General features: G+C 68.9%; 21 protein-coding genes, 3 pseudogenes and 2 CRISPR repeat arrays (1 of these 26 running past the window's edge). Of the genes and pseudogenes, 18 read left to right on the forward strand and 6 right to left on the reverse strand.

The genetic code is table 11. The features are described from left to right. Positions 1-45 precede the first annotated feature (45 nt). Positions 46-301, reverse strand: a pseudogene (locus OG242_RS10570) (HAD hydrolase-like protein); the annotation flags it as partial. A gap of 62 nt (positions 302-363) precedes the next feature. Between OG242_RS10570 and OG242_RS10575 the strand changes: the two are divergent. Continuing rightward, positions 364-1,137: an XRE family transcriptional regulator gene (locus tag OG242_RS10575; protein WP_405897907.1), complete on the forward strand. Its 774-nt coding sequence runs from the start codon at positions 364-366 to the stop codon at positions 1,135-1,137. Further along, positions 1,124-1,591, forward strand: a complete 468-nt coding sequence (locus OG242_RS10580; protein WP_405897908.1) for an NUDIX hydrolase — start codon at positions 1,124-1,126, stop codon at positions 1,589-1,591. Before OG242_RS10575 ends, OG242_RS10580 begins: the two co-directional genes overlap by 14 nt. On the opposite strand, the gene OG242_RS10585 is transcribed toward OG242_RS10580, so the two are convergent. After that, positions 1,579-2,142 (reverse strand): HD domain-containing protein, encoded by a 564-nt coding sequence (locus OG242_RS10585; protein ID WP_405897909.1) that lies wholly within the window; start codon positions 2,140-2,142, stop codon positions 1,579-1,581. The genes OG242_RS10580 and OG242_RS10585 overlap by 13 nt on opposite strands. Before the next feature lie 135 nt (positions 2,143-2,277). Between OG242_RS10585 and OG242_RS10590 the strand changes: the two are divergent. Then, positions 2,278-2,538, forward strand: a pseudogene (locus tag OG242_RS10590) (very short patch repair endonuclease); the annotation flags it as partial. A gap of 80 nt (positions 2,539-2,618) precedes the next feature. Next, positions 2,619-5,777 carry a DUF3427 domain-containing protein gene (locus OG242_RS10595; protein WP_405901573.1) on the forward strand — a complete coding sequence of 1,053 codons (3,159 nt, stop codon included), beginning with the start codon at positions 2,619-2,621 and terminating at the stop codon, positions 5,775-5,777. Positions 5,778-6,177: 400 nt separating this feature from the next. Here the strand turns inward: OG242_RS10595 and OG242_RS10600 are convergent, their stop codons facing one another. After that, positions 6,178-6,831: an ATP-binding protein gene (locus OG242_RS10600; protein ID WP_405897910.1), complete on the reverse strand. Its 654-nt coding sequence runs from the start codon at positions 6,829-6,831 to the stop codon at positions 6,178-6,180. A 222-nt stretch (positions 6,832-7,053) separates the two neighbouring features. On the opposite strand from OG242_RS10600, the gene OG242_RS10605 reads away from it, so the two are divergent. The 9 genes from OG242_RS10605 (at position 7,054) to OG242_RS10645 (ending at position 13,266) form a co-directional block, all read left to right on the forward strand. Then, on the forward strand, positions 7,054-7,902 hold the full coding sequence (locus OG242_RS10605; RefSeq protein WP_405897911.1) for a helix-turn-helix domain-containing protein: 849 nt from the start codon (positions 7,054-7,056) through the stop codon (positions 7,900-7,902). Next, complete coding sequence (locus OG242_RS10610) at positions 7,899-8,099, forward strand: DUF397 domain-containing protein (RefSeq protein WP_405897912.1); 201 nt, start codon at positions 7,899-7,901, stop codon at positions 8,097-8,099. Before OG242_RS10605 ends, OG242_RS10610 begins: the two co-directional genes overlap by 4 nt. Before the next feature lie 73 nt (positions 8,100-8,172). Then, on the forward strand, positions 8,173-8,370 hold the full coding sequence (locus tag OG242_RS10615) for a DUF397 domain-containing protein (RefSeq protein WP_405897913.1): 198 nt from the start codon (positions 8,173-8,175) through the stop codon (positions 8,368-8,370). A gap of 666 nt (positions 8,371-9,036) precedes the next feature. After that, the gene (locus OG242_RS10620) at positions 9,037-10,092 is read left to right on the forward strand and encodes a cell wall protein (protein WP_405897914.1); all 1,056 of its coding nucleotides are present in this window, start codon (positions 9,037-9,039) and stop codon (positions 10,090-10,092) included. Positions 10,093-10,204: 112 nt separating this feature from the next. Next, entirely contained in the window at positions 10,205-10,474 is a 270-nt protein-coding gene (locus OG242_RS10625; RefSeq protein WP_405897915.1) for a hypothetical protein, read from the forward strand. Beyond that, positions 10,467-11,105, forward strand: a complete 639-nt coding sequence (locus OG242_RS10630) for a DUF6879 family protein (RefSeq protein ID WP_405897916.1) — start codon at positions 10,467-10,469, stop codon at positions 11,103-11,105. Before OG242_RS10625 ends, OG242_RS10630 begins: the two co-directional genes overlap by 8 nt. Before the next feature lie 380 nt (positions 11,106-11,485). Continuing rightward, positions 11,486-11,686 (forward strand): DUF397 domain-containing protein, encoded by a 201-nt coding sequence (locus OG242_RS10635; RefSeq protein WP_405897917.1) that lies wholly within the window; start codon positions 11,486-11,488, stop codon positions 11,684-11,686. Positions 11,687-11,864: 178 nt separating this feature from the next. Continuing rightward, the gene (locus tag OG242_RS10640; protein WP_405897918.1) at positions 11,865-12,719 is read left to right on the forward strand and encodes a class I SAM-dependent methyltransferase; all 855 of its coding nucleotides are present in this window, start codon (positions 11,865-11,867) and stop codon (positions 12,717-12,719) included. Between the two features lie 358 nt (positions 12,720-13,077). Further along, positions 13,078-13,266, forward strand: coding sequence for a hypothetical protein (locus OG242_RS10645; RefSeq protein ID WP_405897919.1), 189 nt, complete (start codon positions 13,078-13,080; stop codon positions 13,264-13,266). Between the two features lie 169 nt (positions 13,267-13,435). On the opposite strand, the gene OG242_RS10650 is transcribed toward OG242_RS10645, so the two are convergent. Further along, a complete protein-coding gene (locus tag OG242_RS10650) occupies positions 13,436-14,359 on the reverse strand; it encodes an aminoglycoside phosphotransferase family protein (RefSeq protein ID WP_405897920.1) in 924 nt (307 codons plus the stop codon). A 402-nt stretch (positions 14,360-14,761) separates the two neighbouring features. Between OG242_RS10650 and OG242_RS10655 the strand changes: the two are divergent. Then, a pseudogene (locus tag OG242_RS10655) lies at positions 14,762-15,021 on the forward strand (IS5/IS1182 family transposase); the annotation flags it as partial. 6 nt (positions 15,022-15,027) lie between these two features. On the opposite strand, the gene OG242_RS10660 reads toward OG242_RS10655, so the two are convergent. Further along, on the reverse strand, positions 15,028-15,756 hold the full coding sequence (locus tag OG242_RS10660; RefSeq protein ID WP_405897921.1) for a DUF2625 family protein: 729 nt from the start codon (positions 15,754-15,756) through the stop codon (positions 15,028-15,030). 233 nt (positions 15,757-15,989) lie between these two features. Beyond that, a CRISPR array of direct repeats spans positions 15,990-16,323; the repeat unit is 29 nt; unit sequence GGGACCATCCCCGCGCGTGCGGGGAGCAG. Between the two features lie 235 nt (positions 16,324-16,558). Then, positions 16,559-17,929: a hypothetical protein gene (locus tag OG242_RS10665; protein ID WP_405897922.1), complete on the reverse strand. Its 1,371-nt coding sequence runs from the start codon at positions 17,927-17,929 to the stop codon at positions 16,559-16,561. 98 nt (positions 17,930-18,027) lie between these two features. On the opposite strand from OG242_RS10665, the gene OG242_RS10670 reads away from it, so the two are divergent. Genes OG242_RS10670 through OG242_RS10685 form a run of 4 tightly spaced genes read left to right on the forward strand, consistent with a single transcriptional unit; the run spans position 18,028 to position 20,829 of the window. Then, entirely contained in the window at positions 18,028-18,561 is a 534-nt protein-coding gene (locus OG242_RS10670) for a hypothetical protein (protein ID WP_405897923.1), read from the forward strand. Beyond that, positions 18,558-18,779: a hypothetical protein gene (locus OG242_RS10675; protein WP_405897924.1), complete on the forward strand. Its 222-nt coding sequence runs from the start codon at positions 18,558-18,560 to the stop codon at positions 18,777-18,779. Before OG242_RS10670 ends, OG242_RS10675 begins: the two co-directional genes overlap by 4 nt. Further along, positions 18,779-19,753 (forward strand): ATP-grasp ribosomal peptide maturase, encoded by a 975-nt coding sequence (gene tgmB / locus OG242_RS10680; protein ID WP_405897925.1) that lies wholly within the window; start codon positions 18,779-18,781, stop codon positions 19,751-19,753. The genes OG242_RS10675 and tgmB overlap by 1 nt, the downstream gene beginning before the upstream one ends. Beyond that, on the forward strand, positions 19,750-20,829 hold the full coding sequence (locus tag OG242_RS10685) for a methyltransferase domain-containing protein (RefSeq protein WP_405897926.1): 1,080 nt from the start codon (positions 19,750-19,752) through the stop codon (positions 20,827-20,829). The genes tgmB and OG242_RS10685 overlap by 4 nt, the downstream gene beginning before the upstream one ends. Before the next feature lie 127 nt (positions 20,830-20,956). Continuing rightward, positions 20,957-21,354: a CRISPR direct-repeat array (repeat unit 29 nt; unit sequence GGGACCATCCCCGCGCGTGCGGGGAGCAG) (it continues 420 nt past the right edge of the window).

Genomic DNA, 21,354 nt, shown 5'->3' on the forward strand with positions numbered 1-21,354 from the left:
TCGTCACCGCGTATCGGAACGCTTCGAGGACGTCCTGGGACGTTTTCAGCGCGCGGAGAGCGCCTCCAGAATCCCGAGCACACGGCCGATGTCCGTCAGGTCGGGCAGGGCCGGCCGTATGGGCACCGGCGTCTGCCAGCCCTTGGGGGCCGTGGACGCCGGAGGCGACCGCGATGATCTCGGAGCTCGTGGCGAGTGCGGCCTCCACGTCCCTCGGGGTGTCTCCGACGAGCACAACGGGCACGCCATCCGGGGCGCCCCGCAGCCGCTGGGCACGCTCCCGGGCGACAGCGACCAGGTCTTCTGTGGAACGTCCCGAAACGTCCTTGCCGCTCCTGACCGGTCTCGGCTTGTATGGCTTCCGTGAACGAGCGATTGCGCTCCGTGCTCGCCCAGCGCGGAATCCCACCCGAGTCACTCGCCGAAGTCTGCGAGGTGGACCCGAAGACCGTTGGCCGGTGGCTCGGCGGACGCGTTCCCCATCCCCGCCACCGCTTCCGCGTCGCCAAGCACTTACGGGTGGAAGAACTGTTCCTCTGGCCCACGCCGACGCCAAGCACTCCGCAGCAGCTCACGGGGTCAGGGCAGAAGCTGGTCGGGACCTACCAGAACCGGGCGAGCGTCCCACGGGACATGTGGTTGTCGCTGCTCAAGGGCGCCCAGGAGCAGATCAGCGTTCTTGTCTTCTCCGGCACCTTCTTCGCCCAGTCCAACCCCCACGTCGCCAAGATGCTCGCCGAGCGCGCGTCGAGCGGGGTGCGAGTGCGGCTCTGCTTCGGCGACTCGAAGGGCCGGGCCGCAGCAATCCGGGGCCACGAAGAAGGAATCGGCGACACACTCGCCGCCAAGATCCGCGCCTCCCTCACTTACTACCGGCCCCTGTTGTCCGAGGCCGGCTGCGAAGTGCGCCTGCACGACACCACGCTCTACACCTCCATGTTCCGGTACGACGATGACCTTCTGATCAACCCGCACGTCTGGGGCCAGCCGGCCAGCGCCAACCCCCTGCTTCATCTCCGCAGAGCGGACACCGCGGGCTGGTTCGACAACTACGCTCAGAGCTTCGAAGCTGTCTGGGCCACTGCACGGCCCTGGACACCCGACCAGGAGGGGCCCTCTTCACATGGGCAGGACTGAGTACTACAACGACCCCGAGGCCCCCAAGGCGAACACGCTCATCCCTGCCAGTAACCTGCTCGTCGTCGACGACAACGGCGCCATACTCCTCCAACGCCGCCGGGACACCGGCCAATGGGCCCTGCCCGGAGGAGCCCAGGACATCGGCGAGACGGCGGCGCAGTGCGCGGTGCGGGAGTGCCTGGAAGAGACCGGGATCATCGCCGAGATCACCGGCTTCCTGGGGGTCTACACGAACCCGAACCACATCGTCGCCTACACCGACGGCGAGATCCGCCAGCAGTACGAGAACACCTACATCGGCCGGCCGGTGGGCGGCGAGCCCACGGTCAACGACGAAGCCGACGGCGTCCGCTACGTCCAGCCGAGCGATCTGGACCACTACGACATCCACCCCAGCATGCGCCAGCAGATCGGCGACTACCTCACCGGCGCGTACCCCTATCTGGGCTGAGCCGCCAATGCTGCTTCCACCCGGCTGACAGCTGCGCGGATGTCCGGCTCCGCCCTGCGGATGAACCGCCCCACGAGACTGTCCGCCCCGTAGCGACCCACGATCTCCGCCACCCGCTCAGCTGCGGTGGTGCTCTCACCATCGGGCGTCGTTGTCATGTCGCAGTACACGAGCGCATCCACAAGTAGCCCTTCATCCAGCGAGGGGAACTCGCACTCCAGAACATCCGCCAGCCCGCGCTCTTCGGCTTCCAGCAGCGCGAACGAATGGTTCGCTACCAATCGGACCAGCCGCTCATCGGCACCGTGCTCGTCCCGGAGAAACCGCGCCCCGTCGAGCGGGTGGAAACCCGTCTCTGCCAGCCGAGGCGCGTAACCCACGTCGTGCAGCACAGCCGCAGCGATCAACAGCTCAGCGTTCCCTGTCAGGGCAGGGCCGAGCCCGGCGGCACGTGCAGCCACGCCCTGCGAGTGCGCCCACCGTCGGGGAAGCGTGACACTGAGCTCCTCTTCGGCTACCTGCGTCGCCCACGCCGACATCGTTTCGTCCATGGCCCATTCGATGCCCAGCGGGGGCCGAGGTCAGTCGCATGCCAGGATGCCGACGCTTCCGCACCATCGATTAGAGCAAGGGCGATTCCGCCGTCGGCGACCGCGAAGCAGACCGGCGTAGGAGACTTGGCCGTGATGAGTACTGCCAGACCTTCCTCCCCCGCCGTGTCCGACCGTATGAGCCATCAGGCGAGCCGCGACACCGCGCCCGAGGTGGCGGTCCGGAAGTTGTTGCACGCGTCCGGTTACCGATACCGCCTCAACGAGCGGGTGCCCCACATGTCCCGGCGGACGATCGACATCGCCTTCACCCGGGCCAAGGTGGCGGTGTTCCTGGACGGGTGCTTCTGGCACGGCTGTCCGGAGCACGCGACGCAACCGAAGTCGAACGCCGAGGGGTAGACGGTCCTGCGCTTCTGGGAGCGCCGCGCAGCGTGTCAGACCCCCTTGATACAACTGCGTGCGTAGGTATCGCGATGAGGGGGCGGCCCGTGGCCAGTAGTGCTTTGAACGCAGCGACGCCGGTGGCTGGGCTGTACGAGACGCTGATCACCCGGCGGCTCGAGGAGCGGATGAAGCAGCTCGACGCCGCAGGTTGGCGCGCGATCGACGATGTCGTGGGAGCCGGCTCCACGCCTCACGTTCTCTCCCGCCACATCGCGAACACCGTGCGTCAGGTACTGCAAGGACTCGAGCCCGCAGAGCAAGTCGTGGCCGCGAATCACATCCTCGAATCAATCAAAACCGTCAAGGGCGCTGCTGAGTGGGTCGACGTGGTCCTCGACGGACCGCGACAACTGCTCGCGGTCGCCGAACAGGAAGCCCCCGGCGTCTACGCCATACGGCCGGCCACCCCGCTCTCCGACACAGCCCTCATCACCAACGCACCCGAGGACCCGAGCCTCGGCACTGAGCTTCGGGCGGAGCTGGCCACAGCGGACCGCGTGGACCTTCTCTGCGCGTTCGTGAAATGGCACGGCCTACGCGTGCTTGAGCAGGCACTCGCCTCCGCCCGTGACCGCGGCGTCCCGATCAGGGTGCTCACGACGACCTACATCGGAGCAACGGAGCGCCGTGCCCTCGACCGCCTGGTCCGCGAGTTCGGCGCCGAGGTGAAGGTGAACTACGAGCTCCGCTCGACTCGCCTGCACGCCAAGGCTTGGCTCTTCCGCCGTGAGAGCGGCTTCGACACGGCGTACGTCGGCAGCTCCAACCTGTCGAAGGCAGCGCTCCTCGACGGCCTCGAATGGAACGTCCGACTGTCCTCGGTGGCAACCCCCTCGGTCCTTCGCAAGTTCGAGGCGACCTTCGATGCCTACTGGAGCGAGCGCTCCTTCGAGGCGTACGACCCCGACACCGACGGTCAGCGTTTGGACGAGGCTCTTGCCCAGGCCGGTGCTCCCTCCGACCGCCGGGGCAACAACGTCATCACGCTCTCGGGGCTGGAGGTTCGCCCCTACCCCCACCAGCGCGACATGCTGGAACGCCTCGAAGTCGAGCGCACAGTCCACGAGCGGCACCGCAACCTCCTGGTCGCAGCCACCGGCACGGGCAAGACGGTGATGGCCGCCCTGGACTACAAGCACTTGCGGCAGAAGCACGGCCGGGACCTCCGCCTGCTCTTCGTGGCCCATCGCAAGGAGATCCTGGAGCAGTCCCTGCGCGTCTACCAGAACGTTCTGGTGGACGCGAACTTCGGCGAGCTCTGCTACAGCGGCGAGGTGCCCGAGAACTGGACGCACGTGTTCGCAAGCGCCCAGTCACTCAAGGGCCATACGCTGGACCGCCTTGCTCCGGACCACTTCGACGTCATCGTGATCGACGAGTTCCATCACGGCACGTCGGACACCTACCGGCGGATCGTGAAGCACTTCGCCCCCATGGAACTTCTCGGCCTCACCGCCACTCCCGAGCGGATGGACGGCAAGAGCATCCAGGATGAGTACTTCGACGGCCGGATCGCAGCTGAAATGCGGCTCTGGGAAGCCCTTGAGAACGAACTGCTGAGCCCGTTTCACTACTTCGGCATCACCGACAACACCAACCTGAGTGCCGTCACGTGGAAGAGGGGGGCTTACGACACGAAGGCGCTCGGCAACCTGTTCACGGGTAACGATGCTCGCGCCAGGCTCGTCGTCAAGGCCGTGAAGGACAAGGTCACCAACCCCGGAACGATGCGGGCTCTGGGCTTCTGCGTCACAGTGGCTCACGCCGAGTTCATGGCCGACTTCTTCCGCCGCGCTGGCCTCAAGGCGGTCGCTCTCTCCGGTGAGACCCCACCGGCCGAACGCAGGACTGCACTCGAAGAGCTCCGCACCGGGGCGCTCCAAGTGATCTTCTCCGTCGACCTGCTCAACGAAGGACTCGACATCCCCGATGTCGACACCCTGCTCCTTCTCAGGCCGACCTCAAGCGCCACCGTGTTCCTTCAGCAGCTGGGGCGTGGGCTGCGCAGGACCGAGAACAAGGCCGTTCTGACCGTCCTCGACTTCATCGGTCAACACCGCAAGGAGTTTCGGTTCGAAGCACCCCTCCGGGCCCTGACCAACCTGACACGCAACCGTCTGCTGACAAGCATCGAACATGACTTCCCGCAACTGCCCTCGGGTTGCCACATCATCCTTGAGAAGAAGGCCAAGGAGCTGATCCTCGACAACGTCCGCAACCAGCTCAAGGTCAACGTCACGCAGCTCGCGCGCGAAGTCTCCGAGTATGCGGAGCTGCGGCTCTCGGCTTACCTCCGGGAGAGCGGTCGAGAGATCAAGGAGCTGTACCGCGGCAACGGAAACTCCTGGACGGGCCTCCTTCGCCGCGCCAAGCTCCTGGACCCGACCGCGCCCGAGGGCGAGGCAGCGCTCCTGAAGCGTGTACCGGCGTTCCTCCACGTCGACGACCCGGCCCGTGTCTCGGCGTACACCAAGCTTCTCAGCGACGACGCCCCGGCGTACGACCAACTGTCCAGCCAAGAGCAGGCGTACGCCCGCATGCTCTTTTTCTCTTTCTGGCCCCTGGCCGGCGGGTTCGCAAGCTACGAGGAGGGCTTGGAATCCCTCCGCGATCAGCATGCCCTCCGGGACGAGGTCCGCCAGGTCCTCGCCCATGCTCTGGAGCTGGCCGACCACCTGCCCATCCCACTCCGCGGTGCGCACGCCGATCTACCCCTGACCGTGCATGCTTCGTACAGCCGCGAAGAGATCCTCACAGCCCTGAAGAAGGCGGAGCTGGGCGGCTTCCTGCCCGGGATCTTCCGCGAAGGGGCGAAGTGGTGCGAGAACACCCAGACGGACGCCCTCTTCGTCACCCTGGAGAAGGATGAGAAGGACTTCTCTCCGGAGACCCGGTACAAGGACTACGCGCTGAACGAGTCCGAGTTCCACTGGGAGTCCCAGAATCAAACCTCAGAGACGTCCGCGACGGGCGTTCGCTACCAAACCCATCAGGAGAAGGCCACCCACATCTTCCTTTTCGCCCGGCGGTACAAGAAGACGGACATCGGAGGCCCTCATCCTTGGATGCTGCTCGGACCAGCTGACTACGTCACGCACGAGGGAAGCAACCCCATGGGCATCATTTGGAAGCTCCGCCACGAGATGCCCGCCGACGTGGTGACATATTCCGCAATCGCTTCTGGATGAGAGGCATTCGGCAGGCCAACCGTCTTGGGGGCGCAGGAAGGCGCGCAGTGCCCCAGGGTGGAACAGTCGCCGCGGGGCGTAGTTGCCCAGGCCGGGTGAAGTTCGAGGTTCTTGGGGACCGCGGCGTCGATTACCTCCAGCAAGCGGAGGAGCTCCTGGTGGCGGTGGGCGGCGGTAGTGCTGGCGGTGACCGAGCCGGAGACGGTGCCCAGGGGTCGCGGACAGGCTGGTCGTGCCGTGCCGGACGTGGTCACGGGTCGTCTTCGCCGGCGTGGCCGGCGCCATCGGTAACACCGGCTGGGCCCGGTCCTGGGCCTGGGTCTGCGACTTCTTTCCATCGTCAGGATCAGGGCCTTCTTTCGCGGCGACAGGTAGATGCCCATCACGTCACGGACCTTGGTCACGAACTGCGGAACGGTCGACAGCTTCCACGACTGTCCGACTCGAACCGGTCCTGCGCCCGGTCCACGGCCTCGTCGACATCACGACCGTGGACGTGCAGCCAGTGGAGGAGGTCGGTGATCAGGCTGATCGCCGCCTCCTCCAGGACAGCCGCGCTCGCTCGGCCCGGCCGCGCTGAGCCCGCACCCGCGCCGTCGGCGTAAAGCGTCAGGCACGCCTCGCCCCGGGCAATGTTCCTGCTCTCGACGTGCCCGTCGGGCGTAGCGAGGGAAGTGGCGAGGTCGCACCAGACGAGCTTCGACTCCGCGCCGAGGAGCACGCCCCACCGGTCCGACACCGCTTCCAGCATTGCCATGCCGCGTCCCGACTCGTCATCGGGTCCCGCGTGCACGAGGGTGGGAAGGGCTTGCGTCTCGGGATCGCGTAGCGCCACCCGTACGTGCGTACCGTTCATCGTGACCACGAGGGTGGTCGGGGTGCCCTCGCCGACGTGTCCGATCACATTTGCCACGAGTTCGCTGACGCATGTCTCGGCCACGTCAGCGACACACGAGAGTCCCCACCGCCTCAGACACAGGCGCACGGCTCGTCTCACCGCGCCCACCCCCGCGGACTCGGCCAGGAACGACAGTTCCCAAGGCTTCCGCGTCATGCATCCGTCGTTTCCATTCACCGCGCACACCGCCCCTTCTCCATCGAGCCCCTGCCCTCACCCTGTGCCCAAGGGCGGTGACTCACAGACGCCATGCGCCACACGGTGACATCTACACATCCCGCCGTGCAATGTGCAGGAAGCGATTCCCTCCAACGAGTGATTGGCGAACTTCGCCGTTTCCGATGGGATGTAACTCCCCGACTTGGAGTAGGTGTTGAAGTGGCCGGTTCCCCCACCGCCCGTCGCCGACGACTGGCGATCGAACTGAAGAAACTCCGCGAAGAGAGCGGCCTGACCTGCAATACCGTCGGCAAGGAGCTCGACTGGAGCGGGTCCAAGGTCAACCGGCTGGAGACCGGCCTCGGCCGCGTCCAACCCTCGGACGTCGACGCCCTGTGCCGCTTCTACGGAACGTCCGCCGAACTCAGGGACCTGCTCAAGTCATTCGCCAAGGAGTCCAAGACCAAGGGATGGTGGCACGGCCACGGCGACGCGGTCCCCGCATGGTTCTCGGTCTACGTCGGCCTCGAACAGGCGGCGTCCGACCTCCGCAGCTACCAGAGCGAGTTCGTCCCGGGCCTGCTCCAAACACCCGCGTACGCCACCGAACTGAGCCGAGCATCCGCAGACCAGTCGGACGAGGAGATCGCGAGCCTCGTCGAGGTACGAATGCGCCGCCAACGGTTGCTCACCGCGACCCCGTCGCCGGATCTGTGGGCAGTGATCCACGAGGGCGCCCTCCGCCACGTCATCGGCGACCGCTCCACCATGGTCGAGCAGATCGAACGCCTCCTGGACGCCGCGTCCTTGCGCAACGTGACCGTGCAGATCCTGCCGTTCGACGCCGGTTCCTACCCCGCGACAGGCCCGTTCACCATCCTGGGCTTCCCTGAGCAGGAGGACCCGGACGTCGTCTATCGCGAGGGGCTGACCGATTCCGTCTACCTCGAAAGCGCTGCGGATGTCAGCATGTACAACAAGGCGTTCGACCTTCTGAGAGCCTTCGCGCTCGGCCCCGAACGGTCGGCCTCGTTGATGCGCACCATCCTGAAGGAGCATGACCGATGAGACAGGCCCCCGCCCTCCCCCAGTGGCGCAGGAGCAGCTACAGCAACGGGACGGGGGGCGAGTGCGTCGAGGCCGCGTTCATCGGTGACGGTGCCGCCGTGCGCGACAGCAAGCAGCCGGAGCAGGGACAGTTCCGCGTACGAGCCGCCGCATGGGGCGACTTCGTGCGCTCGGTACGAGGAGGAACACTGGTGTGACGCAGCAGGCCGCACCCACAGGCGCAGACGCTGAGCCAATCGGCCGGCATCGCGCGGACTCACCGGAGCTGTGATGGAACGCGAAGAGAGCCACCGGTGGTTCAGGTCGTCGTACAGCGGCGGCAGCGGCACGGAGTGCGTGGAGGCCGCGTTCGTCGGTGAGGGTGCCGCCGTACGGGACAGCAAGCGGCCCCTGCAGGGACAAATCCGCGTCAACGCGAGGGCTTGGGCGCAATTCGTCAGGTCGGCCCGCGCCCGCGAACTGGGCTGAACCGTCTCCCGTAGCGCCCTCGGCCGCATAGCTTCGGCCACTGGCCCAGTACACCCCGCCCGGGACTGGGCCGATCGATAGCGCCCCCCGGATCGCCTACGCGCCCGGAGTCGGGCGGCCCGGCCTGCGGCGGACTGCGAGCCACGCCCTGATGGTGCTCTCCCGCCAGGCGGGAGAACGCCCGAACTGGTCGTCGGGGAGCGGGAAGTCCGCCGGCCTCAGGCAAAGGTCGCCGGCCACACGCTTGCGCGTGCGCTTGAGATAGAGACGGACCGTGGCGGCCGTGATCCCCGCGGCTTCCGCGACCCCCCCGGTGTCAAGCAGTCGCTCGGGTGGGGTGCCCATGTCTCTCCTTCGCCCGTGCCGTGAGGGCAACGATACCGAGGGGCCGGTGGGCGGCTGCGTGTTCGTTGTGGAAATTCCGTAAGCCGCCACTTAACCGACCGCACCATGGGATCATTTTTGTTGAGGGTCCCCATGGCCCGCGCCCGCCGCGGCCTGCCCCGTTCCCACCCCTGGACTGTGATGCGTCGTATCCCCGGCGCGGCCCCGAGCCGCGTCTCTCACCCGTGCCCCGATTCCCACTGGCAGCCCGTTCCCGCCTCGATACAGGAGGTCGCGGCGACCGCCGCCCGGCATGCTCAGCCCCGGGCGTGGCTGCGTGCTGTGGTGTGGCTGGTGGAGGAGGCCCGGCTCCATCCGAAGGCGGGCGAGGCGACGTTACGCGTCGCGCGGGACCTGGCGCGGCGGATGGACTACATCGAGGGGACCGTCCTGTACGACCTCGACGGGACGGCCACACGCTGCGCGCTGTCCAGAGCGACGGTCAAGCGGCACGTCGCCTACCTCCGGGAGCTGGGATGCCTCGCCTGGGCCCGTCACGGGTCGCGACGCAACCTCCGGCTGCCCGGTCGGGCGTACGCGGGCACGGCGACGGTCTACGCGGCCACCATCCCGTACGCGTACGACCGGGCACACGGCCACCGCGTCGGCGGACGGGGGTTCGGGGCCCGGGTGGTCGGGGTGCCGGTGGCGCCCGCGAGCAACACCGTGGCGGAGAGGGCGGGTCGGCGTGGGCGTGAGCCCCATTCTCTCGGCACTCACCCCCGTACAGGCGCAGTTGAGGTGAGGGGGAGGTTGAAAGACACCCCGCGCACGCGTGCGAGGGCGCGGACCGCCGACCGTCCCGGAGGTTCGGCGCCGAGGAGCCCGATGCGGGTCGCCGCCGACATCCGGATCGCAGCCCGCGTCCGACCGCACGTCCCATGGACGCAAGGCGAGGGACTGCGCCGACTCGCCCACGCGTTGCGGCCGTTGATCGACCGGGGCCTCGACGCCCACGATATTGCCGCGGAACTGACCGCCTGGTGGCTCACCTGGCGCCCCGCCAACCCCGCCGCGTACATCACCGCGCGACTCCGCGACCGGGCGTCCGCCTCTCCGTACGACGACTTGCCGGCAGACGCCCACCCGCAGACCACCGAACCCACCGCCAACCCCGCATGGCAGGAATGGCTTCAACAGCGCTCCGAAGCCGCGGAGTTCAGCGAGAACCAGCGCACCGACGACGACCGTCGCCACGCCCGCCTCTACAGCTGGGACCGCTGGGAGGAGGTCGCCGCCCACTACGCCACCGACCCCGATGACGCGCTGGACCTCTACGGCACCCGCCTGTGCGCGTACGCGGTCAAACGCGCATCGGGCGGTTGGCGGAGACCGTGACGCGGACGCGCCACGCTTTGCGGCTCCACGTGCCGGTGACCGAAAGACGTTCTTCGAAGCCGCACCGGATGTGACCTGCGTTACCTTCAGGAGGACTGATGGGAGGGCTGTGATGACTCGGGGCTGGGAAGCCGATCCTTCTTCGCCGCTGGTGCGCCGTCTGGGCAAATCCCCCGCCGAACTGGGCACCACGGGCGGCGAACAGGGGTGCCCGGACATCTGGGAGCTGGCAAACGGCGACATCGCCGTCGTCGGCCGCGACCTCACCGACTCCTACCTGCCACACCTTCCACCGGGGCTCGTCGTCGCCCCCGACGAACGGATCGTCATCATTCCCCGCAGGACGGCCGCCGCGGCTAAGGAGGACATCCCCGATGCCTAGCCTGCAGACCGAAAGCCAGGGTCAGCGCCTCGGGCTCCAGGACTACTCCGAGGACTTCGAGCGCCATTTCTGGCGATCCGGCTCCGAGGGGTTCTGGAAGCTCGAACGCCGGCAGAGCTTCCGGGAGCCCGGAGTCGCGAGCTGGGAGGCCTTCCACCGGGGGGACTGGGCCGGGGCCCTGGCGCTGATCGAGGGGCAGCGAGGGCACTACGAGGACTACCTCCAGCGCATCCGTACAAGCGGGTTCGCCCTGCACCGTGTCCGCTGTGTGGAAGAGCCGCTCTCTCCTTACCTCCAGTGGGAGCTCCATCTGCTGCACCTGAAGGCTCAGTGCGGGGAGGACACAAGAGTCCTCAGCAAGGACGGCCTCCTCCGATACGAGGACCAGAGCCCGCTCCCGGAGATCGTGGTCCTCGGTTCCTCGGTGATGTACGAGGTCCTCTACGACGACTCCGGAGAGCTCGTCGGCGGCATCCGCTTCGACGATCCACGTGACGTCTCCCGATACCGACGGGCGATCCAGGAGATGCACCGGTCCGGCGAGCCGCTGGACGGCTTCTTCAGCCGCCGGGTCGCCTCGTTGCCTCCCCCGGCGGTGCCCGCCGGTCAACGCCGGACCGCCCACCCGTAACCCAGCGGCGCCACCGCGCGGGGCACGTGAACTTTCGGCCAATACCGCTCGCACACGAGGGCTACGCATGCGCGTCGTCCTGATCTCGTACTCCGCCCCTGTGGGACGAGTCCGACCGGTACATGAGCGCCTTCTCCCCCTTGCACTCTCCCAGGCCACGGCCGACGCCTGGAGCGCGCCGAGGGCCACCGTCCACAACCAGCTGCACGCCGCTCGACCGTCCGGTCGCGGCCTGCGAGCCGCACCCGCGCGGCCTGGCGTACATCCGCGAGCACTGCGGAACCTGCTTCACAGGGCGCTGAACGTCCAGCCATTGGCAGTGAGACTCTCACCCAAGGCTGCTGGCAGAGGGAGCTTGTGAACGACGTCTGCAGGGGGCTGTGCTGGAACACGAAGACGGCTACCAATGGTTCAAGTCGTCATACAGCGGTGGAAGCGGCACGGAGTGCGTCCAAACCACGTTCGTCAACGACGGTGCTGCCGTACGGGACAGCAAGCAGCCAGAGCAGGGCCAGTCCCGCGTACGGGCGTCCACGTGGGGCGACTTCGTGCGTTCGGTGCGCCAGGGCGGGTTGTGGTGAAACGGGGTTCCCCCAGCGACTGGTGAGTCGGCGAGCGCCCTCGTATGCCGCGTCTCGTCATGGCGCACGCAGCCGGCCATGTCAGAAGTGTCCGGGCCAATGCCCCGGCGCGCGGCGGAACGGACGCGCCTCCCGGTCAAGGCGCAGGCCTCCGGCGGCCGTCTGTAGGGTGCGGCAGATGACTACGACCCCCGCGTCGCCCAGCTCCGCCGCCGATGCCGCCGAGACGTTCCTGCGGAACTTCCACGACACCACCCCCGGCCAGCAGTCGGCCGGCGTCCAGGGTGCCCCCCTCGCCGACGGCCGTACGAGCTACCAGGTCCTTGCCGCACAGGTCGCCGGAGCGCGCCGCGTGCTCGACCTCGGGTGCGCCGACGGTGCGCTGCTGGAGGTGCTCGGTGCCGCCGGGGCCGAGGAGTTGGCCGGGATCGACCTCTCGGACCAGGAGCTGGCCCTGGCCCACGCGCGCCCCGCACTCCGCGGCGCGGACCTGCGGCAGGGGCGGGCCCAGGAGCTGCCGTTCGCCGACGGCTCCTTCGACGCCGTGGTGTCCCACATGGCGCTGATGCTGATGCACGACGTGGACCGGGTGGCGGCCGAGGCGGCCCGGGTGCTGGTGCCCGGCGGGCGGTTCGCCGTCGCCGTCGGGGGCGGGGCCGTCGAGGGTCAGGCCATGCGCCTGTTCCTGGAACTCGCCCGCCCCCACTTCAGGGCTGCGCCGCCCGAGCGGTCCCTGCCCCAGCTCGGCAGCGGCAGGCTCCTCACCCGCGAGGCGTTGGACGAGCTGCTCTGCCCGGCCGGGTTCGCGCCGGTCAGCTGGGACACCGTCGTGCTGGAGATGGGCGGCACCCCGGACGAGATCTGGGCGGCCGCCACCCGGTCCTTCTACAACATGGTCGAGCTCGACGAGGAGCAGACCGCGAGCCTGCGCGCCGAGTTCTTCGCCGCCGTCCCCGCCCTGCTGGACACCGACGGGCGGGCTGCGGCGGGCACACGGCTCAACATCGCGACCACCCGCCTGCCGGTGACCTGAGCGCGTCAGGCCGGGCCGACCGGCGCCTCCGCCCCCGCCAACTCCCGTACACGCGCGGCTGACTCCGCCGGCTGCCCCGTCGTCCAGACCGCCCGAACCGCCATCCGGCTGATGCGCCATCCGCTGTCGGTGCGCCGGAGCCGGCCCCCGCGCTCCTCCACCACGTCAACCCGCGCATCGGACTGCGGGACGACGACTTCACCGCGCTCGCGGCCTTCGCCGCCTCCGCGGGGGCCGCCTGAGCACGCCCGGTCCGCGATCGAATCACAACCGTGCTTCCCCTGGAGCGGCCGGCAGGAGACCATGGAGCAACAGCGAGGAGCCGTACCACGGCCCCTCCAGCAGAACGGGGGAAATCATGCTCCTGATCGTTTCGATCGTGGCCGTACTCGTCGTAGCCGTCGCCGTCTGCCTCATCGTCCTCCGCCGCCGGGGCGGAGCCGGCGAGCGCGGGGCCGCCGCACGCGGGGCAGCGCAGCAGGCGCACGCGCAGGGCCTGGCGCAGGGGCACGCACAGAGCCAGGGCACAGGGCCGTACGGGGGCTGACCCGCCCACCACGGGCCCGGACCGGCGCTCCGCTCAACGTGCGCTGCTGGCGGTCACGACGCTCTGACCCTTGTACGACTCCGAGGGTCGCCGCCGTCCGGCCCGCGTACGGCGTCGATGGTTGCCGCGCCCGTCACCGTACGCCGTCCGCGGCCCCCGAGCAGGAGGATCACCGCCCCACCGACGCCACCATCCGCTCCAGCGCCCTCCGCGCCGGCGGCCCCCACGTCGGCTTCCCGTTGGGCAGGCCCCGGTCGCCGTCGTCCGCGATGAGGAGGGCGCCCAGCGCGCGCAGGACGGCCCAGCCGCGGGCCCGGCGCAGGGTTGCCACGTCGGGGGCCGGGCGGTAGGCGGCGTGGAAGCGGTCGGCTGCGCCGTCCGGGAGCAGGGCCCAGACTGCGGAGAGGTCACAGGCCGGGTCGCCCGCGAAGAGGTCGCCGAAGTCGATGACCCCGCAGAACGTGCCGTCGGCCGTCAGCACGTTGGCGGGATGCAGGTCGCCGTGCAGCCACAGCGCGGGCCCCTCCCAGTCGGGGGCGGCGACCGCGTCCTCCCACACCTCGCGGATGCCGCCCGGGTCGGAAGTCAGGCCCCGCTCGGTGACCAGGCCGAGGGAGTGCTCGAAGTGTTCCCCGTACGGGCCCAGCGGCCCACCCCGCCACCGGCCGGCCGGCGCTCCGGCAGGGGCCGGGCGGTGCAGGGCCGTGAGGAACCCGGCCAACGTGTCTGCCGCCTCCTCGGCGCGCGTCGCCGGAACACGGTCGGCCGGCTCGCCCGGCACCCAGGTGGTGACCAGCCAGGGCCGCGGAAACCGTTCGGACGGCACGCCGAGCCGCTGCGGCACGGGAACCGGCAGCGGGAGGCCCGGGGCGAGCACGGGCACCCACGCGTGCTCCTTCAGCAACAGCTCGTCCGCGGACTCCGTCGCCCACGGCAACCGCACGGCGAGCTCGTCCCCCAGCCGCCACAACTGGTTGTCCCAGCCGCGCGCGCCGAGGCTCAGGGGGTGCTCGGCGAGGTCGGGGTGCTGGTCGCGGAGGAGCGCGCGGATGAGGTCGGGGGTGAGGTCGGCGGGGGCGTGAGTCTGGGGCATGCGGGCCATGGTAGTCGGGCGAACTGCGGCGCGGGGAGGGCTATTTATTCCTCCTCGTCGTGCGCGTCAGCACGTAGGTGTTGCCGTCAAGCACAGGCCCGGCAGCCCTCGGCGGTACGGCTCGTACGGCAGCCGCCGACAGCGAATCCCGGTGTTCCCGAGCACGCTGCTGACCCAACGTTTCCCCGTCGGACCGACCTGGACCGTACGGCCCTGGCCGAAGATCCAGGCCGTCTGGAGCGCCTCGGTCCCGTGAGTCAGCCACCATCCTGTCCTGTTCGTATGGGCATGGGCAATGCTGTGGCCACCCACTCAGACCTCTCTACCCGCCAACCAGGTTCCCTAGCGCTGTTCCTGCTCCCCAGGCAGCCGCGTAGCAGATGGGCTGCCCGCCTCCCTCTGAAGCGCCCAGGGTGGGAGCAGCAGTTCCACGGCGACGACTACGACCACCTGCGCCGTTGGCTGCGTTCCCGGAACATCACCCCGCGCATCGCGCGCAAGGGCGTGGAGTCCCTGGCGCCTGGGCCGTCACCCGGTGGACCGTCGCATGGTTGGCCGGGTGCCGCCGCCTGCACCGCCGCTACGAACGCGAGGCCGAGCCCCTCCTCGCCTTCGCCGGCATCGCCGCCACCCTCATCCGCTACCGGCGCCTGGGCGGGTGAGCCATTTCATGCGACGCCGAGGAAGCCCGGGTCCACGCCGTCGAACTGCAGGCACGAGTCACGGCTCAGGCCCAGAAGTTCTGCCATGGGCACCGCGCGACGGCTGGTCGCCAACAGGTCCTGGCGGGCCTCGGCCGACCACAACGGCGGAAAGAACGACAGCCCCTGCCGCCCGGTCAGCGCGGAGACCTCGCTGCGCCAGCCGTCCCACCGCAGGTTCCCGTAGAACTCCTCAAGTCCTCCCGCGAGAATCCAGGACAGCCAGGCCGAGTGACCGGCACCCAGAGACGTCCAGCCAAGGGCGTCGGGGGCAAAGTAAACGGCCTCGCCCGGCTCGCCGGGCCGACCGGCCGCACGGGGATCGGCCCCATTGAGGACAAAGACCCCGCCCAGCACATCGTGCGCGACCACGAGTCCTCCACCGGGCCGCCATGCTGGATCGAACGTTGAGGGCAAGGCGTTGACCTCCGCCAGGCTCGGCAGTGCCTCAGCCTCGGTGCCACGCGGACTGCCGAAGATCCGCAGCCACCCGCTGTCCACAAGCAGACCGCCGCAGTTCAACACGATTCCGCCCAGGTTCGACCGGGCGGAGACCTGCAACTGCCGTAGGCCGGCGCGGCCCACCTCGGCATCACCGGGAAGCACTTCGACAGGAACGCCGGTACCGGACAGCTCCTCAAGAATGGCCGGCCAGGCCGGATCGTCGACGTTGATCAGCTCATTGACCTCGCGCATCCCGGCATCGTCGCACCACCGCCGCATGCCCAGCCCGCCGGGTCGCCCTGGCTTCGAATCACCAAACGAGATGACGTCCAATGCGTCGGGCGGAGCCCTGCATTCGGCCGTCGCCGCGGTGCGGTGGCGGTTGCCCCCGAGCATACGGAAGCGGCAGCGCAAGCCTCGGGGGATGCCGGGACCGCCCCCGGGCGACCGGGGGCAGCCGTTGATCCGGGCTCGCGAGTGTGCGGAGGACCATCCCCGCGCGTGCGGGGAGCAGGGCATCGTCCAGCACCCGCCCGGTTCCGGCCTGGGACCATCCCCGCGCGTGCGGGGAGCAGCGAAGCCTTATCGAAAGTCGGCACCCCGGCAAGGGACCATCCCCGCGCGTGCGGGGAGCAGAGACCCTCTTGCTTGAGCGCACGGTATGCGCGGGGACCATCCCCGCGCGTGCGGGGAGCAGCCGGAGGTCCTCGACCAGCTTGCGGAGCCACGGGGACCATCCCCGCGCGTGCGGGGAGCAGGCAGTCCATGGCGGGCCCCTTCGGGTCGGGTTGGGACCATCCCCGCGCGTGCGGGGAGCAGGCTCCGCGACCTGCACCTTTACCTCGCGTGGGCGCCGTTTCTGACCACTTTCGCCGATTCCGACATAACCACCTCAACAGCGTCACAACCGATATACCAAGCACCTTAGGCCAGCAACACGGCTGCCCCGCCCTTAACCACTTCTTGCCTGGGCAGCTTCAGACCTGGGCCATTCCATCGACTCCCCACCACGCTCGTCCTCCACCAGCAGAAGGCCCACCGTTTCCCAGTCGGCTCACGCCTTCAAAGCAGCCACCGTGCGCACCCGTTCGCTCATCGCTCGCACGGCACGAGACTTCCCGTGCAGCGCAAGGCTCCTGCGCATCGTCTCGAAGTGCTCGTCCCCACGCGCCGTCGACAGCACCGCGTAGTCGTCGAGGAACGTCCGCCAGGAGGCGCACGCCTCCTCGATGTGGCCGAACTCGAACTGCCGCTGCGCCAAGACCGCGTTGGCGTGCAGACGCCCCTGCCTCTCCTGGCGAGGCGTGGCCTTGATCGACTGCTTCATCGCCTTGATGGACTGCGCCAGCTCCCGGTTCTCGTAGTGCACATGCGAGACATGGAAGAGGTAGGCGGCCTGGCCGTATCCGCCGACGGATTCCCGGCGCGAGTCCGCCCTCGACAGCGCGGCCTCCGTCTCGCGGAGCCGCGCGACGGCGGTCCGCTTGTCTCCGACCATCGCGGACGCATGTGCTTGCTGGCCACGCAGGAAGGCGACCAGCCGGGGGCCGGCCTGTGGTGCCGCCTCGGCGGCAGAATCGGCCAGTTCCAGCGCCTTGCGGCCGTGGCGCAGGTTGGACGCCTGCAGGCTCATGCCCCGGAGCGTTCGGCAGTACGTGACCTGGTCGCGGGACTCCCCCGCGAGCCTGAGCGCCTGAAGGTAGTACTTCTGCCCGAGCCCATGGGCCCGCTCGTACATGGCCATCCAACCGGTCAGGTACGTGAGGTCCGAGGCCGCCGACAGCATCTCGTTGTGGACTTCCTCCGTGGCCCCGGCCTTGAGGTACGAGGCCACCGTGTTGACCAGGAACGCGGCTGCCATGGGCCGTGCGTGTCCGCCACCGAGCTCGTCCAGGATGTCGGCGATCTTGTCGGTCATCCTCCTGACCGTCTCGACCTCGCCCCTGCCGATACGTCCCGTGGGCTTCGTGATCCGCTCGCCGTCGTCGGCGTGGGCCACGTCGGCGAACAGCGGAACGGAAAGCACGGCCGAATACAGACCGGCAGCGAGTACGCCACGGCGTGAGGGGTCCATGTCCGCCTTCCCGAGTTGCAGCAGCGATTCAACAGCGTCACCCTGCGCGGCACCCGGTGCCGCCTTCGGACGCTTGAGTCCGGCCTCGGCATAGGGGACCGGCCGCCCGAGCTTGCGCTCGAATGCCTCGATGATCAGTGGCCTGACGCGCTCGTGCGGCTGCGCGCCCCTGATCCACTGCGCCACCGTGGACTGGCTGTACGTGAGACCCATGCCGGCCTCGGTGCCGAGTCGGTTCACGGCCTGAGCAAGTTGCGTCTCGGACCATTGCGCCTGGCCAAGAAGGTTCTTCATGCCGGTGTTGCGCTGTTTCTCGGACGCTGTAGCCACGTCAACTCCCCGCGCATTCATGGGATTCATGCTTTGCCCTCGCTTCCAAGGTACCCGTCCCCGCACTCTCCGCGGTTGCCTCTTCACACACCGCCGTCGAACGGCCCCGAGGGAGATTCATGGTGATCACCATGGCGCAGGAACGCGACAACCCAACCGCCGAAGCCGAAGTGGACAGCATTCCGGTGGACGTGGAGTGCATCCGCGACGGGCTGATCCACGCGCTCGAACTACCCCTCGCCACCTCTACACGGGAGGCGATCGACGCGAACATTCGCCAGGTCCGCGGCCATCTCAACCTCCTCATGGGCGAGGACCTCGGATACGACTCCGACGTCGCCGTCCGTGAGCTCTTCCGGCGGGCGTACGCCCTGCTCGACCTCGGCCGACGCCCGATCGAGGCAAGCCCGGCGTTCGAGGCATTCGCGCATCTCCGCGAGACGGCCCGCGTTACCCAGCACTTTTTGGACGTTTTCGAACGGCTCCGGAAAGTGCCGTCGCACCGCTCCGCCCCTTCCGTCCACCCGGTGCAGGAACCAGGGCTGGTCGCAACCAATCCAGCGACCAGCCGAAGAACGCCGGACCTGGATTTCACGCCTCCTTCCGCGCGACCGCCAGAAAGCCGATGCACAACCATCAAGGAGAAGACATGACGACCACCACGATCCCCTTCGCCGCTCGCGCCGCTGAGCCGCCCTGCCTCGTGACCACCTCCATCGCCGGTGTCACATGGGACGAGGACCGCCAGCTCAACGTCCAGCCGGACGGTTCCGCCTGGCACACGGCCGACCACGCCGCATCCACCACCGACACCAACCTGGACGGCAAGGGCGACGACGTGGCCGACCCCTACTTCGCGCCTGCCTCCTGATGGGCGCCGCCCGTCCGGTTCTCGTCGTCGCAGAACGGCTCGACGCCGCCGCTGACATGGTCGTGGACCAGCTCAATCAGCGTGGCGTTGCCGTAATGCGGTTCGATTCGGCCGACTTCCCCCAGCACGTCTCGCTCACGGCGGGCCATCGACCGACTGCGGCGGGATGGGAAGGCACGCTGACCGACGAGCACCGATCGGTGCGGCTGGAGGACGTTCGGGCCGTCTACTACCGGCGGCCCGGACGCCCCCTCATCGCCGACACCGTGACCGAGCCGTACGCGACCTGGGCTCAGAACCAGGCAGACGCGGCCATGCTCAATCTGCTGTCCGCCCTGCCTGTCCGCTGGATCAACAATCCGCACCACGACCGCATCGCCGCCCACAAGCCACAACAGCTGGTCGCGGCAACCCGTGCGGGGCTCCGCGTACCGCGCAGCATCATCACGAACGACCCCGACGAGGCACGCGTCTTCGCCAAGACGGCAGGCGGCCCGCTGATTTGCAAACCTGTGCTCGGGGGCCGTCTGGACACCGGCGGTGACCGGCAGTTGATGGTGGCCACCCATCGGGTCGACGCGGCCGACTTCGACGAAAGTGTGCGGCTGACAGCCCACTACTTCCAGGAGGACATCCCCAAAAAGCACGAAGTGCGCCTTGTCGTCGTGGACGGCAATCTGTTCGGGGGAACGATCATCGGAACCTCCGAGAAGGCTCGAACCGACTGGCGCACCGACTACGAAAACCTTCAGTACGGCACGACGGAAGTGCCCGACGCCGTCGGTGCGGCCGTCCGGCGATTCATGGATTCGTACGGGATCGTGTTCGGCTCGTTCGACTTCGCCGTCACGCCCGACGATGAATGGGTGTTCTTCGAAAACAACCCGGCGGGCACTTGGTCGTGGGTCGAGAATCGCACCGGGCTGCCCATTGCGGCTGCGCACGCCGACTACTTGCAAGGAAGCTCGACATGACCGACACGAACGACCTCACGTCGGCCGCGCTGCGCGCCGGGTTCGCCGCCGCCCTCGGTGAAGGTGGCCGGCAGAGCCGGTGGCTGGCCGCGTTCGCCGACGTTCCGAGGGAGCACTTCGTACCGAGCTTCTTTCAGCAGGACGAGCAGGGCCGCTGGTACGAGGTCTCCGAGAGCGACCCCGGCTATCTCGAAGCCGTCTACTCGGACACCGCGTTGACGACCCAGCTCGACGAGCACGGTGTGCCGACGTCATCGTCCAGCGAGCCCCGGCTGATGCTGACCATGCTCGACGCCCTGGATGCGGAGCCCGGCCACCGGCTCTTCGAACTCGGGCTCGGTACGGGGTACAACGCCGCCCTGGCCTCGGCGCTCCTCGGAAGCGACAACGTGGTGAGCGTAGATGTCGATCCGGAGCTCGTCCGGCGTGCGCGGAAGCATTTGGAGCGGGGGCGTTATCGCCCCCACGTGTTCGCCGGGGACGGTGCGGAAGGCTGCCCGGACCGGGCTCCGTACGACCGCGTCATCGCGACGGCCGCTCTGCGGCGCATCCCTCCCGCGCTGCTGGAGCAGGCCCGTACGGGAGCGGTCGTCGTCGCCCCCATCGGCTTCGGCATCGCGAAGGCCGTCGTCTCGGAGGGCGGGGAGGCGTCCGGACGGTTCCTGCCGGTGCCCGCATTCTTCATGCCGCGCCGCGTACCCGGCAAGGCACCGGACTTCGCGGGGCTGGAGACCCAGCTCGGGAGGACCACGTCGGTGCCCGTGACCGACGTACTGGACCGGTTGAGGTTCCCCCTGTCCTTGGCCCTTCCCGGCTACCGCTCGTGTTCCTGGCGGGACGACGAGGGCGAGTTGACCGGAGTGGGGCTCTGGACGGAGGACGGCTCGACCGCCACGGTCCACGTCTCGGGGAGAGTCCGACAGACGGGGCCGCGGCACCTTTGGGAGGTCGTGGAGGAACTGGCTGCGGTGTTTCCCGACGGTGAGCCTGCGCGGGAGGATTTCGGCTTTACGGTCAACGCGGCGGAGCAGCGGGCTTGGTACGGGGAGGTGGGTGGGCCTTCGTGGGCGATGTAGTTGCTGCGGTGCGGGAGGGGGCGTGTGCAGTACGTCGGGCGGAGCCCTGAATTCGGCCGTTGTCGCGGTGCGGTGGCGGTTGTCCCCGAGCGTACGGAAGCGGCAGCGGTAGCCTCAGGGCCATGCCGGGACCGCCCCCGCGCGGGCCGGGGGCAGCCGTTGGTCCCGGCTCGCGAGTGTGCGGAGGGCCATCCCCGCGCGTGCGGGGAGCAGGCGGCCTTGGTGGCGACGTCGGCCTTGGCGTTGGGACCATCCCCGCGCGTGCGGGGAGCAGTCGATCGCGGACGCGGGCAGGCGGGTGGTGGGGGGACCATCCCCGCGCGTGCGGGGAGCAGATGGGGCGCACTGCCCAGCCCGCCGGGCTCAAGGGACCATCCCCGCGCGTGCGGGGAGCAGGGCGTGGCGGCCGCGGGCGAGGAGCTGGTCGAGGAACCATCCCCGCGCGTGCGGGGAGCAGTCCTCGTCGGAGGGGAACAGCCATGCCAGCGCGGGACCATCCCCGCGCGTGCGGGGAGCAGACCTCCA

Source organism: Streptomyces sp. NBC_00727 (genome assembly GCF_045161745.1).
Lineage (GTDB): Bacteria > Actinomycetota > Actinomycetes > Streptomycetales > Streptomycetaceae > Streptomyces.

What these genes read in the sequence shown, in the direction of transcription:
- OG242_RS10580 (WP_405897908.1), top strand. Translation starts at nt 1,124, where the DNA reads ATGGGCAGGACTGAGTACTACAACGACCCCGAGGCCCCCAAGGCGAAC.
- OG242_RS10585 (WP_405897909.1), bottom strand. Translation starts at nt 2,142, where the DNA reads ATGGACGAAACGATGTCGGCGTGGGCGACGCAGGTAGCCGAAGAGGAG.
- OG242_RS10595 (WP_405901573.1), top strand. Translation starts at nt 2,619, where the DNA reads ATGAGGGGGCGGCCCGTGGCCAGTAGTGCTTTGAACGCAGCGACGCCG.
- OG242_RS10600 (WP_405897910.1), bottom strand. Translation starts at nt 6,831, where the DNA reads ATGACGCGGAAGCCTTGGGAACTGTCGTTCCTGGCCGAGTCCGCGGGG.
- OG242_RS10610 (WP_405897912.1), top strand. Translation starts at nt 7,899, where the DNA reads ATGAGACAGGCCCCCGCCCTCCCCCAGTGGCGCAGGAGCAGCTACAGC.
- OG242_RS10615 (WP_405897913.1), top strand. Translation starts at nt 8,173, where the DNA reads ATGGAACGCGAAGAGAGCCACCGGTGGTTCAGGTCGTCGTACAGCGGC.
- OG242_RS10625 (WP_405897915.1), top strand. Translation starts at nt 10,205, where the DNA reads ATGACTCGGGGCTGGGAAGCCGATCCTTCTTCGCCGCTGGTGCGCCGT.
- OG242_RS10630 (WP_405897916.1), top strand. Translation starts at nt 10,467, where the DNA reads ATGCCTAGCCTGCAGACCGAAAGCCAGGGTCAGCGCCTCGGGCTCCAG.
- OG242_RS10640 (WP_405897918.1), top strand. Translation starts at nt 11,865, where the DNA reads ATGACTACGACCCCCGCGTCGCCCAGCTCCGCCGCCGATGCCGCCGAG.
- OG242_RS10645 (WP_405897919.1), top strand. Translation starts at nt 13,078, where the DNA reads ATGCTCCTGATCGTTTCGATCGTGGCCGTACTCGTCGTAGCCGTCGCC.
- OG242_RS10650 (WP_405897920.1), bottom strand. Translation starts at nt 14,359, where the DNA reads ATGCCCCAGACTCACGCCCCCGCCGACCTCACCCCCGACCTCATCCGC.
- OG242_RS10660 (WP_405897921.1), bottom strand. Translation starts at nt 15,756, where the DNA reads ATGCGCGAGGTCAATGAGCTGATCAACGTCGACGATCCGGCCTGGCCG.
- OG242_RS10665 (WP_405897922.1), bottom strand. Translation starts at nt 17,929, where the DNA reads ATGAATGCGCGGGGAGTTGACGTGGCTACAGCGTCCGAGAAACAGCGC.
- OG242_RS10670 (WP_405897923.1), top strand. Translation starts at nt 18,028, where the DNA reads ATGGTGATCACCATGGCGCAGGAACGCGACAACCCAACCGCCGAAGCC.
- OG242_RS10675 (WP_405897924.1), top strand. Translation starts at nt 18,558, where the DNA reads ATGACGACCACCACGATCCCCTTCGCCGCTCGCGCCGCTGAGCCGCCC.
- tgmB (WP_405897925.1), top strand. Translation starts at nt 18,779, where the DNA reads ATGGGCGCCGCCCGTCCGGTTCTCGTCGTCGCAGAACGGCTCGACGCC.
- OG242_RS10685 (WP_405897926.1), top strand. Translation starts at nt 19,750, where the DNA reads ATGACCGACACGAACGACCTCACGTCGGCCGCGCTGCGCGCCGGGTTC.